This is a genomic window from Pseudomonas sp. LBUM1663 (genome assembly GCF_059695905.1).
This window is the reverse complement of record NZ_CP166792.1, coordinates 5,038,379-5,054,198: the sequence shown is the minus strand read 5'-3', so window position 1 is coordinate 5,054,198 and position 15,820 is coordinate 5,038,379. Positions and strand designations below refer to the sequence as shown.

15 protein-coding genes are annotated in these 15,820 nt (G+C 59.4%); 12 read left to right on the top strand and 3 right to left on the bottom strand.

What is annotated here, in order from left to right; all coding sequences use genetic code 11:
* The first annotated feature begins 157 nt into the window (after positions 1 to 157).
* From ACA075_RS23220 to ACA075_RS23190, 7 genes are all read left to right on the top strand, one after another.
* Positions 158 to 1,417: a D-mannose isomerase gene (locus ACA075_RS23220; protein ID WP_497295601.1), complete on the top strand. Its 1,260-nt coding sequence runs from the start codon at positions 158 to 160 to the stop codon at positions 1,415 to 1,417.
* 117 nt (positions 1,418 to 1,534) lie between these two features.
* Positions 1,535 to 2,836 carry an ABC transporter substrate-binding protein gene (locus ACA075_RS23215; protein ID WP_497295599.1) on the top strand — a complete coding sequence of 434 codons (1,302 nt, stop codon included), beginning with the start codon at positions 1,535 to 1,537 and terminating at the stop codon, positions 2,834 to 2,836.
* Positions 2,837 to 2,982: 146 nt separating this feature from the next.
* Positions 2,983 to 3,891 carry a carbohydrate ABC transporter permease gene (locus tag ACA075_RS23210; RefSeq protein WP_497295597.1) on the top strand — a complete coding sequence of 303 codons (909 nt, stop codon included), beginning with the start codon at positions 2,983 to 2,985 and terminating at the stop codon, positions 3,889 to 3,891.
* A complete protein-coding gene (locus ACA075_RS23205) occupies positions 3,884 to 4,729 on the top strand; it encodes a carbohydrate ABC transporter permease (protein WP_077748691.1) in 846 nt (281 codons plus the stop codon). Before ACA075_RS23210 ends, ACA075_RS23205 begins: the two co-directional genes overlap by 8 nt.
* Positions 4,730 to 4,731: 2 nt before the next feature.
* Entirely contained in the window at positions 4,732 to 5,892 is a 1,161-nt protein-coding gene (locus ACA075_RS23200) for an ABC transporter ATP-binding protein (RefSeq protein WP_219095466.1), read from the top strand.
* Between the two features lie 219 nt (positions 5,893 to 6,111).
* The gene (locus tag ACA075_RS23195; RefSeq protein WP_497295596.1) at positions 6,112 to 7,458 is read left to right on the top strand and encodes a carbohydrate porin; all 1,347 of its coding nucleotides are present in this window, start codon (positions 6,112 to 6,114) and stop codon (positions 7,456 to 7,458) included.
* A 290-nt stretch (positions 7,459 to 7,748) separates the two neighbouring features.
* Complete coding sequence (locus ACA075_RS23190; protein WP_497295594.1) at positions 7,749 to 8,603, top strand: D-hexose-6-phosphate mutarotase; 855 nt, start codon at positions 7,749 to 7,751, stop codon at positions 8,601 to 8,603.
* Positions 8,604 to 8,756: 153 nt separating this feature from the next.
* Here the strand turns inward: ACA075_RS23190 and ACA075_RS23185 are convergent, their stop codons facing one another.
* A complete protein-coding gene (locus tag ACA075_RS23185; RefSeq protein WP_497299316.1) occupies positions 8,757 to 9,617 on the bottom strand; it encodes a MurR/RpiR family transcriptional regulator in 861 nt (286 codons plus the stop codon).
* Positions 9,618 to 9,844: 227 nt separating this feature from the next.
* On the opposite strand from ACA075_RS23185, the gene zwf reads away from it, so the two are divergent.
* The 4 genes from zwf to ACA075_RS23165 all read left to right on the top strand — a co-directional run bounded on the left by zwf (position 9,845) and on the right by ACA075_RS23165 (position 13,683).
* Entirely contained in the window at positions 9,845 to 11,314 is a 1,470-nt protein-coding gene (gene zwf, locus ACA075_RS23180) for a glucose-6-phosphate dehydrogenase (RefSeq protein ID WP_219095463.1), read from the top strand.
* Positions 11,301 to 12,014: a 6-phosphogluconolactonase gene (gene pgl / locus ACA075_RS23175; RefSeq protein ID WP_497295592.1), complete on the top strand. Its 714-nt coding sequence runs from the start codon at positions 11,301 to 11,303 to the stop codon at positions 12,012 to 12,014. The genes zwf and pgl overlap by 14 nt, the downstream gene beginning before the upstream one ends.
* A 17-nt stretch (positions 12,015 to 12,031) precedes the next feature.
* Entirely contained in the window at positions 12,032 to 12,697 is a 666-nt protein-coding gene (locus tag ACA075_RS23170) for a bifunctional 4-hydroxy-2-oxoglutarate aldolase/2-dehydro-3-deoxy-phosphogluconate aldolase (protein WP_497295591.1), read from the top strand.
* Positions 12,698 to 12,957: 260 nt separating this feature from the next.
* Positions 12,958 to 13,683 carry an intradiol ring-cleavage dioxygenase gene (locus ACA075_RS23165; protein WP_497295589.1) on the top strand — a complete coding sequence of 242 codons (726 nt, stop codon included), beginning with the start codon at positions 12,958 to 12,960 and terminating at the stop codon, positions 13,681 to 13,683.
* Positions 13,684 to 13,685: 2 nt separating this feature from the next.
* On the opposite strand, the gene ACA075_RS23160 is transcribed toward ACA075_RS23165, so the two are convergent.
* Positions 13,686 to 14,867, bottom strand: coding sequence for an aminotransferase class V-fold PLP-dependent enzyme (locus ACA075_RS23160; RefSeq protein ID WP_497295587.1), 1,182 nt, complete (start codon positions 14,865 to 14,867; stop codon positions 13,686 to 13,688).
* Between the two features lie 28 nt (positions 14,868 to 14,895).
* A complete protein-coding gene (locus tag ACA075_RS23155; protein ID WP_010457368.1) occupies positions 14,896 to 15,132 on the bottom strand; it encodes a DUF3820 family protein in 237 nt (78 codons plus the stop codon).
* Positions 15,133 to 15,336: 204 nt separating this feature from the next.
* Between ACA075_RS23155 and ACA075_RS23150 the strand changes: the two genes are divergently transcribed.
* Complete coding sequence (locus tag ACA075_RS23150) at positions 15,337 to 15,804, top strand: ferritin-like domain-containing protein (RefSeq protein WP_497295586.1); 468 nt, start codon at positions 15,337 to 15,339, stop codon at positions 15,802 to 15,804.
* The last annotated feature ends 16 nt before the right edge of the window (positions 15,805 to 15,820 follow it).

Genomic DNA, 15,820 nt, shown 5'->3' with positions numbered 1-15,820 from the left:
CGCGCCCCGGCGGGAGCAAGCTCCCTCGCCACAAATAATCACCTGTCACAAAATCTGTATGTCACAGCCTGGTGACATAACTCGCCCCCTTCGTTACAAGCCCGCCCCCGCCCGTTGTTTAGACTGCCCCCAGTCAAAACAACAAAAAAGGCACCCCATGGACACCTTCCAACCTGCCTTCAGCAGTTGGCTGAACGCACCTGCCCATCAGCAATGGCTCGCGGCCGAAGGCCTGCGCCTGCTGGCGTTTGCCAAGGCTTCAAAGCTTGCTGAAGGTTTCGGCAATCTCGATGAAAAGGGCCGTCTCCCGGCCAACGCCCACGCCGAAACCATGAACACCGCACGCATGACCCACAGCTTCGCCATGGCGCACATCCAGGGCTTGCCGGGTTTTGCCGAGCTGGTCGATCACGGTATCCAGGCGCTCAGCGGCCCATTGCGCGATGCCGAACACGGCGGCTGGTTTGCAGTTGCCCATCACCGCGATGGCAACACCGGCAAGGCGGCCTACCTGCACGCCTTCGTGGCGCTCGCGGCGAGTTCGGCGGTCGTCGCTCGGCGCCCCGGTGCACAAGCGTTGCTCGATGACGCGATCAACATTATCGACACGCATTTCTGGAGCGAGGAGGAGGGCGCGATGCGCGAATCCTTTGCTCGCGACTGGAGCGGTGAAGAAGCCTACCGCGGCGCCAACAGCAACATGCACGCCACCGAAGCCTTTCTCGCCCTGGCCGATGTCACCGACGACAACCGCTGGCTGTGCCGTGCTCAACGCATTGTTGAAAGAGTCATCCATGTCCACGCCGCTGCCAACGACTACCTGGTGGTCGAGCATTTCGATCGCGACTGGCAGCCGCTGCGCGAGTACAACCACGACAACCCGGCCGACGGTTTCCGCCCCTACGGCACCACGCCGGGCCACGGTTTCGAATGGGCGCGGCTGTTGCTGCACCTCGAAGCGGCACGCGTGCAAGCCGGCATGCTCACGCCGGGTTGGCTGGCCACTGACGCGCAAAAACTGTTCGACCACAACTGCCGTCACGGTTGGGATGTCGACGGTGCGCCGGGCATTGTCTACACCCTCGACTGGGACAATCGCGCGGTGGTTCGCCATCGCTTGCACTGGACCCATTGCGAAGCCAGCGCCGCCGCCAGCGCGCTGCTTAAACGCACTGGGGATACGCAATACGAAACCTGGTACCGACTGTTCTGGGAATTCTGTGACAGTCATTTCATCGACCGCTGCGATGGCAGTTGGCACCATGAACTCGACCCGCAAAACCGTCCGAGCGCCGATATTTGGGCCGGTAAACCGGATCTGTATCACGCCTGGCAGGCCGTCCTGATCCCGCGCCTGCCGCTGGCGCCGAGCATGGCCACAGCCTTGGGGCAGTTGTCCCAGAGCGCTCCTGTGTAACCATGTGGTGACATTCAAGCGTCCCTTCGTTACCTGCGAGGGGATAACTCCTGTTTAAAATCCTATGCAGCGCAAGCACCAGACTTGCATGCATAACAACAAGAAAGGTAATTCTAGATGAATGCGATTTCTCGCCTCGCTACTGTCATTTCTCTTGCCTCATTGCTTCCAATCTCTGCATTCCCTCTCAGTGCACTTGCCGCCGATTCCAAAGGTTCGGTAGAAGTCGTTCACTGGTGGACCTCCGGTGGCGAAAAAGCGGCCGTTGATGTCCTCAAGGCCCAAGTCGAAAAAGACGGTTTCACCTGGAAGGACGGCGCAGTCGCCGGTGGCGGCGGTGCTACGGCCATGACCGTACTGAAGAGCCGCGCCGTTGCCGGTAACCCGCCGGGCGTTGCACAGATCAAAGGCCCGGACATTCAGGAATGGGCGTCGACCGGTCTGCTCGACACCGACGTCTTGAAAGACGCGGCCAAAACCGAGAAGTGGGACAGCCTGCTCGACAAGAAAGTCTCCGATACCGTGAAGTACGAAGGTGACTACGTGGCCGTGCCGGTGAACATTCACCGCGTCAACTGGCTGTGGATCAACCCGGAAGTCTTCAAGAAAGCCGGCATCGAGAAAGCGCCAACCACCCTTGAAGAATTCTACGCAGCCGGTGACAAGCTCAAGGCAGCGGGCTTCATTGCGCTTGCCCACGGCGGCCAGCCTTGGCAGGACAGCACCGTGTTCGAAGCGGTGGTCCTGTCGGTCATGGGCGTCGACGGCTACAAGAAAGCCCTGGTCGACCTGGACAACGCTGCACTGACCGGTCCTGAAATGGTCAAGGCGCTGACCGAACTGAAGAAAGTCGCGACCTACATGGACGCCGACGGCAAAGGCCAGGACTGGAACCTGGAAGCGGCCAAGGTCATCAACGGCAAGGCCGGCATGCAGATCATGGGTGACTGGGCCAAGAGCGAGTGGACAGCGGCCAAGAAAGTCGCGGGCAAGGACTACGAGTGCGTAGCTTTCCCGGGCACCGACAAGGCCTTCACCTACAACATCGACTCCCTGGCCGTGTTCAAGCAGAAAGACGCGGGCACTGCTGCGGCTCAGCAGGACATTGCCAAGGTCGTGCTGGGTGAGAACTTCCAGAAAGTCTTCAGCATCAACAAAGGCTCGATCCCGGTTCGAATCGACATGCTGAACGACATGGGCAAGTACGGTTTCGACTCCTGCGCCCAGACTGCGGCCAAGGATTTCCTGGTGGACGCCAAGTCCGGAGGCCTGCAGCCGAGCATGGCGCACAACATGGCGACCACGCTGGCGGTACAGGGCGCGTTCTTTGATGTCGTAACCAACTTCATCAACGACCCGAAAGCCGATCCTGCGACTGCCGCCAAGCAATTGGGCACCGCGGTCAAAGCTGCCAAGTAATGCTTGGCCCCTGTAGGAGCCGGCTTGCTGGCGATAGCGGACTGTCAGTCAGCGGATTTATTAACTGACACACCGCATTCGCCAGCAAGCCGGCTCCTACAAGGGACGCATTCCAACGTAATTTTTCTCTCGTACTGGATCTTCCCATGAGTTCTGTTGCTGTGTTCAGCAAGGCCTCGCCGTTAGATGCACTGCAGCGCTGGCTCCCGAAACTGGTGCTGGCGCCCAGCATGTTCATCGTCCTGGTGGGCTTCTATGGCTATATCCTGTGGACCTTCGTCCTGTCGTTCACCACATCGACCTTCCTGCCGACTTACAAATGGGCGGGCCTGGCGCAGTACCAGCGGCTGTTCGACAACGACCGTTGGTGGGTAGCGAGCAAGAACCTGGCGGTGTTCGGCGGCATGTTCATCGGCATCACGCTGGTGATCGGTGTGCTGCTGGCGGTGTTTCTTGACCAGCGCATTCGTCGCGAAGGTTTCATCCGCACCATTTACCTGTACCCGATGGCGCTCTCGATGATCGTCACCGGTACCGCCTGGAAATGGCTGCTTAACCCGGGCATGGGCCTGGACAAATTGCTGCGTGACTGGGGTTGGGAAGGCTTTCGCCTGGACTGGCTAATCGACCCGGATCGCGTCGTGTATTGCCTTGTGATTGCGGCGGTATGGCAAGCCTCGGGCTTCATCATGGCGATGTTCCTCGCCGGCCTGCGTGGCGTTGATCAATCGATCATCCGTGCGGCCCAGATCGATGGCGCGAGCATGCCGCGCATTTACCTGAAAGTGGTGTTGCCGAGCCTGCGCCCAGTGTTCTTCAGCGCGGTCATGATCCTGGCCCACATCGCGATCAAGAGTTTCGACCTGGTGGCGGCAATGACTGCCGGTGGCCCGGGTTATTCCTCCGACCTGCCTGCGATGTTCATGTATTCCTTCACCTTCAGTCGCGGCCAGATGGGCATGGGCTCGGCGAGTGCGATTCTGATGCTCGGTGCGATTCTCGCAATCATCGTGCCTTACCTGTACTCCGAGCTGAGGACCAAGCGTCATGACTAATTTCGCTGCCAAACCATCCATCAGCCTGAGTCGCATCGCCATCTACGGCGTGCTGATCCTGGCGGTATTCCTTTACCTGATACCGCTGGTGGTCATGCTGTTGACCAGTTTCAAGACACCCGAAGACATCAACTCCGGCAACCTGCTGAGCTGGCCGACCGTGGTCAGCGGCATTGGCTGGGTCAAGGCCTGGGGCACGGTTGACGGGTACTTCTGGAACTCGATCAAGATCACCGTCCCGGCGGTGCTGATCTCCACCGCCATCGGTGCACTGAACGGCTATGTGCTGTCGATGTGGCGTTTCCGTGGCTCGCAACTGTTCTTCGGTCTGCTGCTGTTCGGTTGCTTCCTGCCGTTCCAGACCGTCCTGCTGCCGGCCTCGTTCACCCTCGGCAAGATGGGCCTGGCCAGCACCACCACGGGCCTGGTGTTCGTGCACGTGGTCTACGGCCTGGCGTTCACCACGCTGTTCTTCCGTAACTACTACGTCAGCGTTCCCGATGCGCTGGTGAAGGCGGCGCGGCTCGATGGCGCGGGTTTCTTCACCATCTTCCGCTTGATCATCCTGCCGATGTCCACCCCGATCATCATGGTCTGCCTGATCTGGCAGTTCACTCAGATCTGGAACGACTTCCTGTTCGGCGTGGTGTTTTCCAGCGGTGATTCGCAACCCATTACGGTGGCGTTGAACAACTTGGTCAACACCAGTACCGGGGCCAAGGAATACAACGTTGATATGGCGGCGGCGATGATCGCCGGGCTGCCGACCCTGCTGGTCTATGTGGTCGCAGGCAAGTATTTCGTGCGCGGGCTGACGGCCGGCGCAGTCAAGGGGTAATCATGGCTACGCTCGAACTTCGCAATGTAAACAAGACCTATGGCCCAGGCCTGCCGGACACCCTCAAGAACATCGAACTGTCGATCAAGGACGGTGAGTTCCTGATCCTGGTCGGACCTTCGGGTTGCGGCAAATCGACCCTGATGAATTGCATCGCCGGCCTTGAGACCATCACCGGCGGCGCGATCATGATCGGTGATCAGGACGTTAGCGGCATGAGCCCGAAAGACCGTGACATCGCCATGGTGTTCCAGTCCTACGCGCTGTACCCGACCATGAGCGTGCGCGAGAACATCGCTTTCGGCTTGAAGATCCGCAAAATGCCCGCCGCCGACATCGAAGCGGAAGTGGCGCGGGTATCCAAGCTGCTGCAGATCGAACACCTGCTCAACCGCAAGCCCGGTCAGCTCTCCGGTGGCCAGCAACAGCGCGTCGCCATGGGCCGTGCCCTGGCGCGTCGGCCGAAGATTTACCTGTTCGACGAACCGCTGTCCAACCTCGACGCCAAGCTGCGCGTCGAGATGCGCACCGAAATGAAACTGATGCACCAGCGCCTGAAAACCACCACGGTCTACGTGACCCACGACCAGATCGAAGCGATGACCCTGGGCGACAAAGTGGCGGTGATGAAGGACGGGATCATCCAGCAATTCGGTACGCCGAAGGACATCTACAACAATCCGGCCAACCTGTTCGTGGCGAGTTTCATCGGCTCGCCGCCGATGAACTTCATCCCCCTGCGTTTGCAGCGCAAGGACGGTCGTCTGGTGGCGCTGCTCGACAGCGGCCAGGCCCGCTGCGAATTGCCGATGGGTATGCAGGACGCAGGGCTCGAAGATCGCGAAGTGATCCTCGGCCTGCGCCCGGAACAGATCGTGCTGGCGGGCAGCGAGCCGAACGGTTTGCCGACCATTCGCGCCGAAGTCCAGGTCACCGAACCGACCGGTCCCGACACCCTGGTGTTCGTCAATCTCAACGACACCAAAGTCTGCTGCCGCCTGGCGCCGGACGTCGCGCCGAACGTGGGCGAGACCCTGACCCTGCAATTCGATCCATCGAAAGTGCTGTTGTTCGATGCCAAGACCGGTGAGCGCCTGGGGGTTGCCGGTCAACCAAAAGCCGAGAGCCACAGCGCCAACGTCGCCCAATTCAAAGGCCGCTGAAGATCAAGTGTGGGAATGGGATTGTGTGGGAGCGGGCTTGCCCGCGATGGCATCAACTCGGTTAGACGTTAAACCGAGTCGTCTGCATCGCAGTCAAGCCAGCTCCCACAAAAGCTCGCTCCACAGGGGGAATACGCGGTGGATAGCCTGTTATCCGCCGCACCTGATGTAACCGCGTTAAATAAAAACAGTTAATAACAATAAAACGAGGATGTAGGGATGAAGAAGAACAACAACGCTCAGCTTATCTGCCAGTTGTCCGCGGTTGCGGCCATGATGCTGGCCGGTAGTGTGCACGCGGCTGACGCGTTCAGCGCCGATTCCGAATGGATGACCGGCGATTGGGGTGGCGAGCGGACCAAGCTGATTGAGCAAGGTATCGACATCAAGATGGACTACGTCGGTGAAGTCGGTGGCAACCTTCACGGTGGCTACAACAACGACAAGACCGCGCGTTACGCCGACCAGTTTGGCCTGGGCGTGGCGCTGGATCTGCAAAAGCTGTGGGGCTGGGATAACACCCAGGCCAAGGTCCAGTTCACCAACCGTAACGGTGAAAACATCTCCAATGACCGTGTCGGCGATCCGCGTGCCGGCACCTTGAGTTCCTCCCAGGAAGTCTACGGCCGTGGCCACATGGTCCGTCTGACCCAGTTGTGGATCAAACACCAGTTCCTCGACGGCAAACTGGACGTCAAGGCCGGTTACTTTGGCGAAGGCGAAGACTTCAACACCTTCCCGTGCGAATTCCAGAACCTGGCGTTCTGCGGTTCCCAAGTGGGCAACTGGGCGACCAACATCTGGTACAACTGGCCGATCAGCCAGGCCGCGATCCGCGTGAAGTACAACATCTCGCCTGAGTGGTATGCGCAGATCGGCGCGTACAACCAGAACCCGTCGCAACTGGAGCACGGTAACGGCTTCAAGCTCAGCGGCAGTGGTACCAAGGGCACCGTGTTGCCGGTCGAATTGGTCTGGCTGCCTAACCCTAATAACCTGCCGGGCGAATACCGTGTCGGTTACTACAAAAGCACGGCCAATGCCGATGACGTCCGCGAAGATGCCAACGGCAATGATGCGGCCACCAGCGGCAACGCCTATCGCAGTCACGATAGCAAATCCGGCTATTGGTTCGTGGCGCAACAACAACTCACCAGCCACAACGGTGACAAATCTCGCGGCCTGAACATTGCTGCCAACGCCACCTTCCACGACAAGGACACCAACTTCGTCGACAACTACCAGTCGCTGATGCTGGTGTACAAAGGCCCGTTCGATGCACGTCCGAAGGATGACTTCGGTATCGGTGCCGCCCGTATCCATGTCAACGATGACGTGAAGAAAAACTCGGAGTTGGTCAACGCCTCCAACAATGTCACTGACTATCAGGACCCGCTGTTCGCGCCGCTGCGTAACACTGAATACAACTACGAGATCAACTACGGCTTCCACGTCACCAACTGGCTGACCGTGCGTCCCAACCTGCAATACATCACTCACCCGGGCGGTGTGGATGAAGTCGACAACGCGCTGGTGGCCGGCCTGAAAATTCAGTCGGTGTTCTAACGCTGTTGCGATAAGCTCCTCTCTATGTGCGCATTTTTGCGGACAGCCTTGGCTGTCCGCTTTTTTTTGTGTGGGTCGATGAGGACCTGTGGCGAGGGAGCTTGTCGGATCGCCGCACCGTCCCGCTGGGCTGCGAAGCGGCCCCACAATCAGCCATCCAAGTGTTACAGGTAAATCGCGTGCATCGGGTTTACGACTGCTTCGCAGCCGAGCGGGAGCAAGCTCCCTCGCCACAGTAAGTTCGCTAGTAAGGCGTATGAGTACACCCATGATTTTCAGGACCGCGGCACATGCATGAGCATCCGCTACAACGCTTCTTCAAATCCTTGCGCGAACGTCCGGTGTTTGCATGGGAGCGCTATCAGAAGCGCGACGTGCTGGTGATCGACCATCCGCTATGTCAGGCGGTGTTCAGTCGTCAGGGCGCGCAATTGCTGCACTTCCAGCCCAAGGGCCAGAAACCCTGGCTCTGGTGCGCGGCGAAGTGGCCGCAAGTCGGTGCGATTCGTGGTGGCGTGCCGGTGTGCTGGCCGTGGTATGGCCGTCATCCGAGCGAAAACGCCTGGCCTTCCCATGGCTGGGCACGGTTGATCGACTGGAAGCTGCTCGACAGCAGCTATGACGACGAGGGCGTGCGCCTGCATTGGCAACTTCAGCTCTGCGACTGGCAAGTGGACCTGCACGCCCACTTGGGCGAACGCATGGAATTACGCCTGAGTACCGAGCATCAGGACAGCCTGCCGTGCCAATTGAGCCAGGCGTTGCATGCCTATTGGCGTATTGGTGATGTCGGTGAGATAGCGCTGTCTGGGCTCGATGGTGTCCACGGTTACGACCAGTTGAACCGCCAGGTTTGCCAGCAGGAAGGCGAACTGAGAGTCGACGGCGGGTGTCAGCGGGTGTTCCAGCATGAGGGTGAATTGCAGCTCAAGGACCATGCCTGGCAGCGGGAATTGTGCATCGACACTGGTGACCATGCGGACACGGTGGTCTGGCATCCGGGTTCACGGCCGTTGCTGGGGGTGAGCTGGAACGAGATATCCGAATTTGTGTGTGTCGAGGCGGCGAGTGGCGGAACGGACAGTTTGAGCCTGGCGCCGGGGCAGAAGGCGCATTTGAGTTTGCAGGCGCGGGTTGGGGTTTAGCCCAAAGTCGGCGGTGTTGTAGCGGGCCTCATCGCGAGCAGGCTCGCTCCCACAGTGGATCGGTTTTGGACACAAATAATGCAGTCACAGAAGATCTAGTGTGGGAGCGAGCTTGCTCGCGATGAGGCCGGATCAGGCAATGAAGATGTTGACCTAGTTGAACTCATCCCCAACCGGATACCGACTGGCATTCAGGCTCTCTTTGATCTTGCGCAAATGCGGCTGGAAATCCACGCCCCGGCGCAAGGTCATGCCGGTGGCCAGCACATCCAGCACAGTCAGCTGGATGATCCGCGACGTCATCGGCATATAGATGTCGGTGTCTTCCGGCAACGGAATGTTCAGGCTCAAGGTACTGGCCTTGGCCAATGGCGAACCCTCGGCCGTCAGGCCCAATACCGAAGCACCGTTTTCCCGGGCAATACGCGCCACTTCCACCAGTTCGCGGGTGCGGCCGGTGTAGGAAATGATCACGAACAACTCGCCGGTATGTGCCACCGACGCAATCATGCGCTGCATCAGCACGTCGGCATGGGCGGTGACCGCCAGGTTGAAGCGGAAGAACTTGTGCTGCGCATCCAGCGCCACCGGGGCCGAGGCGCCAAGGCCGAAGAAGTGGATCTGCCGGGCCTGGATCAACAGGTCGACGGCGCGGCTGATCAGGTTCGGGTCCAGTGCCTGCAAGGCACTGTCCAGCGACGCGATGGCGCTGCCGAAAATCTTCTTGGTATACGCCTCGGGATTGTCATCAGCCTCGACCGCACGGCTGACATACGCCGCGCCGCTGGCCAGGCTCTGGGCCAGTTGAAGCTTGAGCTCCGGGTAGCCACTGACGCCGAACGAACGGCAGAAACGGTTGACCGTCGGCTCGCTGACCTTCGAGGCCTGGGCGAGGGCGGCAATGCTGAACCGGGTGGCCTGCTGTGGGTTTTGCAGGATCACTTCGGCGACTTTGCGTTCCGCCTTGTTCAGGTCTTCAAGGCGATTCTGGATCTGTTCCAGTAAATTTCGCACGCGGTCCATTTCATGTTCCTTAGGTCAGCAGCGCAAATAAGCGTTCGGCTATGCAAATTGGGCCTTTGATACGGCCCGTAACGGTGGCCTATCCTACTGATGGCTCCGACCGACCACCACTCGGAATCTGTATTTTGCGAAAATGTTGTGGTTATTACTACATTTTCCCTTGAGTGATGCCTTGAAAAAAGGTATTTGTAGCTTAACTTGATAAAAGAACAAACATCATGCCTTCGATTACGGTTGAACCGTGCACCTTTGCCTTGTTCGGCGCCCTCGGCGACCTGGCCCTGCGCAAACTGTTTCCTGCCCTTTATCAACTCGATGGCGCAGGCCTGCTGCACGAGGATACGCGGATTATCGCGCTGGCCCGTGAGCCTGGCAGCGAGCAGGAACACTTGGCGTTCATCGCCTCCGAACTGCGCCGTTATGTAGGTGCCAAAGAGCTGGACGAAGCTGTGGTCGAACGCTTCCTGGCCCGTTTGAGCTACCTGCATGTCGACTTCCTCAAGGCTGACGATTACGTCGCCTTGGCCGAAATGGCCGGCAGCGCCCAACGTGTGATTGCCTACTTCGCCACACCGGCTGCCGTTTATGGCGCGATCTGCGAGAACCTGTCGAAGGTCGGCCTGACCGAAAACACCCGCGTGGTGCTGGAAAAACCCATCGGGTCTGACCTGGAGTCCTCGCGCAAGGTCAACGACGCCGTGGCGCAGTTCTTCCCGGAGAACCGCACCTACCGCATCGACCACTACCTGGGCAAAGAGACCGTCCAGAACCTGATCGCCCTGCGTTTCGCCAACAGCCTGTTCGAAACCCAGTGGAACCAGAATTACATCTCCCACGTGGAAATCACCGTGGCCGAGAAGGTCGGGATCGAAGGCCGCTGGGGTTACTTCGACAAGGCCGGTCAGCTGCGGGACATGATCCAGAATCACCTGCTGCAACTGCTCTGCCTGATCGCCATGGACCCGCCGGCCGACCTGTCCGCCGACAGCATCCGTGACGAGAAAGTCAAAGTGCTCAAGGCCCTGGCGCCGATCAGCCCGGAAGGCCTGACCACGCAAGTGGTGCGCGGCCAGTACATCGCCGGGTACAGCGAAGGCAAATCGGTTCCCGGTTACCTGGAAGAGCCCAACTCCAACACCCAGAGCGACACCGAAACCTTCGTCGCCCTGCGTGCGGACATCCGCAACTGGCGCTGGGCCGGCGTGCCGTTTTACCTGCGTACCGGCAAGCGCATGCCGCAGAAGCTGTCGCAGATCGTCATCCACTTCAAGGAACCGTCGCACTACATCTTCGCCCCCGAGCAGCGCCTGCAAATCAGCAACAAGCTGATTATCCGCCTGCAACCGGACGAAGGCATTTCCTTGCGTGTGATGACCAAAGAACAAGGCCTGGACAAGGGCATGCAGCTGCGCAGCGGTCCGTTGCAGCTGAATTTTTCCGACACTTATCGCAGCGCACGGATTCCCGATGCCTACGAGCGTTTGTTGCTGGAAGTGATGCGCGGCAATCAGAACCTGTTTGTCCGTAAAGATGAAATCGAAGCCGCGTGGAAGTGGTGTGACCAGTTGATCGCCGGGTGGAAAAAATCCGGTGATGCGCCCAAGCCGTATGCGGCTGGGTCCTGGGGACCGATGAGCTCCATTGCTCTGATCACGCGGGATGGGAGGTCGTGGTATGGCGATATCTAATTTGCAACTGCCTCAGGGCGTCAGCGCCCATGAGTTCAAGAGCCCGGTGCTGCTGGCCGATGGTCTGGCGCTGAATGTGGCCAAGCAACTGAGTGACGCCATCGACGCTCGCGGCACTGCGACGCTGGTGGTGTCCGGTGGCCGCAGCCCGGTGGCGTTTTTCCAGAACCTGGCGAAGCAGAAACTGGACTGGTCCAAGGTCGTGGTTACCCTGGCCGACGAGCGCTGGGTGCCGGTCGAGCATGCCGACAGCAATGCCGGTCTGCTCAAGCGTTACCTGTTGCAAGGCCCGGCGGCCAAGGCTCAGTTTCTGAGCCTGTACAGCGCCACCGCGAACCTTGAACTGGCGGCCGAGCAGGCCGACCGTTTGCTCGCCGAGTTGCCGCCGATCGACGTGCTCATCCTCGGCATGGGCGATGACGGCCACACCGCTTCACTGTTCCCCAACAGCCCGAACCTGGCCGATGCCTTGAAGGTCGACGGCACCCGTCGTTGCTACCCGATGCTGGCGCCGACCGTGCCGCATCAGCGCCTGACCATGAGTCGTGCGCTGCTGGCTTCGGCCAAGACCACCGTTCTATCGATTTCCGGTCAGTCCAAACTGACCACTCTGAGTGCCGCATTGGCCGGTGACGATGTCGCCGCCATGCCGATTCGCGCGTTTCTGCAACCTACGTTAGAGATTTACTGGTGCCCATGAGCCAAGGATCAGCCGCTATGACAATCACATCCCCGACCGTTTCCATGGCGGACAAAGTTGCCCTGATCGACAGCCTCTGCGCCAAGGCGCGGATCCTGCCGGTGATCACCATCGCTCGCGAACAGGACGTCCTGCCCCTGGCCGACGCCCTGGCCGCCGGTGGCCTGACTGCCCTGGAAGTGACGCTGCGTTCGCAGTTCGGCCTCAGGGCGATCCAGATTCTGCGTGAGCAGCGTCCGGAGCTGGTGACCGGTGCGGGTACTGTGCTGGATCGCACGATGCTCGCCGCTGCCGAAGCGGCCGGCTCGCAGTTCATCGTCACCCCCGGCATCACCCGCGACCTGCTCGAAGCCAGCGTCGACAGCCCGATCCCGCTGTTGCCAGGCATCAGCAACGCTTCCGGCATCATGGAAGGCTATGGTCTGGGCTATCGCCGCTTCAAGCTGTTCCCGGCGGAAGTCAGCGGCGGCGTCGCGGCCATCAAGGCCCTGGGCGGCCCGTTCGGTGAAGTGAAATTCTGCCCGACTGGCGGCGTCAGCCCGGCCAACATCAAGAGCTACATGGCGTTGAAAAACGTGATGTGCGTGGGCGGTAGCTGGATGCTGGATCCCGAGTGGATCAAGAACGGCGACTGGGCCCGCATTCAGGAATGCACCGCCGAGGCATTGGCGCTGCTGGACTGATCGGCTTTTACCAAACACTTCGTTGTGTGTTCTACGGCTTTACGGTGCGCTTGGTCGGTGCACCGTTTTTTTTTGCCCGCAAAAAAACTGTGGGAGCTAGCCTGCTAGCGATAGCGATCTGACATTCACTTCTGGGTGTCAGTCATGCCGCTATCGCTAGCAGGCTAGCTCCCACAAGGGACATCAAGCGATACATAGTTACCGCCTCTCGCCGCCCATCCAGCGTTAACCTGCGTTCATCTTATGGAAGAGAGAACGTCATGGACGACAACACCTTCGTTGCACCCCCACCGCCGATTTACCTGCTGTCTCCCGAGCAAATTGCCGGCCCGTTTTTCCGCAATCCGAAACTGATCCGGCGCAACATCAGCGAAAGCGCCGATGGCATTCCCCTGGTGTTGCGACTGGCCATTGTCGATGCCATGACGGGTGAGCCGGTGCCCGGGGCCTTGGTCGATATCTGGCACTGCAATGCGCGTGGTGCCTATTCGGGCTGGAGCAAGATCAACCCGGACCAGGAAGTCGATGTCGGTGACATCGGCTCGGTCCCGCGCACTGACGACGACACCTACCTGCGTGGCGGGCAATTCACCGACAAGAAGGGTGTGGTGCGGTTTACCACCATCTACCCGGGGTTCTATGCCGGCCGTACCTTGCACATCCATGTCGCCGTGCGCATCACGTCCGGCAACAATTTTCTCGAGGAGCGGCATGTTGCGTGGGTCGGTCAGCTCTACTTTCCCGAACCCGCCTCACGTTCGGTGCTCAACGCCAGGGAGTACAGCGGTCGATCGGTCTCGCCGTTGAGCAACAATGAAGACACTTATTACCGGGATCAGGGCGGCGAGGCCTCGACATTGACGGTCCACACCCTCGGTCGAGACTCGAACGAGGATGGCTTTTTCGGGCATACGACCATCGGTATCGACACGTTCGCCGCTTCGACGCAAATCAAGCCGGAGGACTTCGACAAATACACGGTATGACGTCAGCGCAACTCGCTTAGCGCCCGGGCCAGCAGATCCATGTCGGCAGCGGTGGTGGTGAGCCCCGGTGTAATGCGAATGCAGGGCCCGCTCGCCGCGCCGCTGCGGACCACAGTGAACAGGTTGTAGTCGCTGAGCAGGCGCTCGACCATCGCCTGTTGATCGGTATGCCGGGTAAAGCGCATCGAGGTAATGCCGCAATACAGTCGCGGGTCATCGGGTGTCATGACCTCGATCCCCGGTAGCTCGCGAACCGCGTTGACCCACCGGTTGCGCAGGTAGTTGAGCCGTGTGCTCTTGGCAGCGGCGCCGCCCATGGCGAGATGCTCCTCGAACACCAGCGGCAGCGTCAGCAGGGCCGGGATGTTCGGCGTGCTGTAGGGCGTGCGGGCGCGAATATCGTTGACCGGGAAGTGCATCTCGCCCATGTCCGGGTCGATGTCGGCCAGGCGCTCGGGGGCAATGTAGATAAAACCCAGCGTCAGGGGCGCGCCGATCCATTTGTGCAGATTGAAACCGGCGAAAGAAACGCCCAGTTCATCCAGGTTGAACTCGATCTGGCCGAGGGCATGGGCGCCATCGAGGATCACGTCGATACCATGTTCTTTGGCGGCGGCAGCAATGGCCTGTACGGGCATGACCAGTCCGGTGCGATGGGTGACATGGGTCAGGGCCATCAGTTTGAGCTTTGGATAACGCGCGAAGGTGTCGCGATAGGTGGCCAGTAAGCTGTCAAAAGTGGCGGGGTGCGCGTGGTCGATTTCAATCACTTCCACGCCGCGATGCCGGGCCAGCCAACGCATCGCGCCTTTGACCGTGTCGTACTCCAGATCGCAAATCAGCACCTGATCGCCCGGCTGAAGGCGATTGTAATTGCGGATCAACGATTGCAGGCCGTCCGAGGCGTTGCGGGTGAGGGCCACGGTGTCGACTGGAACGTCGATCAGGCTGGCGAGGTGCGCCCGGATCTCGATACTTTCGATCTGTTCGAAACGCTGGCGGACATGCACCGAGTTGCTGCGGTTGATCAGCTCGATGTTGCGCTGGTACTCCTCGACCACGGTGCGCGACATGCGCCCGAAGTACCCGTTTTCCAGGTTGATGGGCCCGGGTTCGACCGCGTAGCGGTCGGCAAAGGTCTTCCAGAAGTGTTCATCACGGGCGCGACGGGTGTTATCGGGCATGAGCTACTCGGTTTTTTTGATTGCAATGTCAGTGGCGCGGGGCAGGTTTGCCGTGTTTGGCGCGCAGCGGTTCGAGCAGGTCCGACAGACCGTTGTGGTCGATCTCCTGCATCAGGGCCAGCAATCCGCCCAGCTCGCCATGGGGGAAACCTTCCCGGGCGAACCAGTTCAGGTATTGGCCGGGCAGGTCGGCAATGATGCGACCCTTATATTTGCCGAAGGGCATTTCACGGGTGATCAACAGTTCGAGCTTTTCGGGGTTCATCTATCGGTCGTCTTCATTCATCAGGCTGGAAAAATACAGGCATTCTGCATGCAGGCCAATTGACAGTTCATGCAAAAAAAGCGGATACAGATTTTGTCGCTAAAGCTAACTTATTGAAAAATAAGGGATAAATTATCAGTTCGAATCTGGCATGCAGGGTGCAATAACTATTGCATCTTTCATCAACCCGCAAGGAATTGAAAAATGACCGACATGAATAAAGAAGCGATCTCTGTACTCAACGACCTGATTGAAACCAGCAAAGACGGTCAGGAAGGGTTCAAGACTTGCGCTGAAGACATCAAACACCCTGAACTCAAAACCCTTTTCGTGCAACGCTCCGCCGACTGCGCCACCGCCGCTGCTGAACTTCAGAGCGCCGTGCGTTCGATGGGTGGTGATCCGGAAACGTCCACCAGTGTCAGCGGTGACCTGCACCGTCGTTGGGTCGACGTTAAAGCGATGTTCACCGGCAAGGATGAAGAAGCCGTGCTGAACGAAGCTGAACGCGGTGAAGACCATGCGCTGAAGGCTTACAAAGAAGCCATCGAAAAAATCAACAAGCACAACCTGGTGGGCATTCGTGACCTGGTTGAACGTCAGTACCACGGCGTGCAACGCAACCACGACCAGGTAAAAGCCCTGCGTAACCAGGCGCGCGCTCGCTCTTAAGCGCTCGTAGCCTGTC

Bases quoted from the DNA above. Each gene is read 5' to 3' on its own strand.
- ACA075_RS23220 (WP_497295601.1), top strand. From the start codon at position 158: ATGGACACCTTCCAACCTGCCTTCAGCAGTTGGCTGAACGCACCTGCC.
- ACA075_RS23195 (WP_497295596.1), top strand. From the start codon at position 6,112: ATGAAGAAGAACAACAACGCTCAGCTTATCTGCCAGTTGTCCGCGGTT.
- ACA075_RS23155 (WP_010457368.1), bottom strand. From the start codon at position 15,132: ATGAACCCCGAAAAGCTCGAACTGTTGATCACCCGTGAAATGCCCTTC.
- ACA075_RS23200 (WP_219095466.1), top strand. From the start codon at position 4,732: ATGGCTACGCTCGAACTTCGCAATGTAAACAAGACCTATGGCCCAGGC.
- ACA075_RS23215 (WP_497295599.1), top strand. From the start codon at position 1,535: ATGAATGCGATTTCTCGCCTCGCTACTGTCATTTCTCTTGCCTCATTG.
- ACA075_RS23165 (WP_497295589.1), top strand. From the start codon at position 12,958: ATGGACGACAACACCTTCGTTGCACCCCCACCGCCGATTTACCTGCTG.
- ACA075_RS23205 (WP_077748691.1), top strand. From the start codon at position 3,884: ATGACTAATTTCGCTGCCAAACCATCCATCAGCCTGAGTCGCATCGCC.
- ACA075_RS23150 (WP_497295586.1), top strand. From the start codon at position 15,337: ATGACCGACATGAATAAAGAAGCGATCTCTGTACTCAACGACCTGATT.
- ACA075_RS23190 (WP_497295594.1), top strand. From the start codon at position 7,749: ATGCATGAGCATCCGCTACAACGCTTCTTCAAATCCTTGCGCGAACGT.
- zwf (WP_219095463.1), top strand. From the start codon at position 9,845: ATGCCTTCGATTACGGTTGAACCGTGCACCTTTGCCTTGTTCGGCGCC.
- ACA075_RS23170 (WP_497295591.1), top strand. From the start codon at position 12,032: ATGACAATCACATCCCCGACCGTTTCCATGGCGGACAAAGTTGCCCTG.
- pgl (WP_497295592.1), top strand. From the start codon at position 11,301: ATGGCGATATCTAATTTGCAACTGCCTCAGGGCGTCAGCGCCCATGAG.
- ACA075_RS23160 (WP_497295587.1), bottom strand. From the start codon at position 14,867: ATGCCCGATAACACCCGTCGCGCCCGTGATGAACACTTCTGGAAGACC.
- ACA075_RS23210 (WP_497295597.1), top strand. From the start codon at position 2,983: ATGAGTTCTGTTGCTGTGTTCAGCAAGGCCTCGCCGTTAGATGCACTG.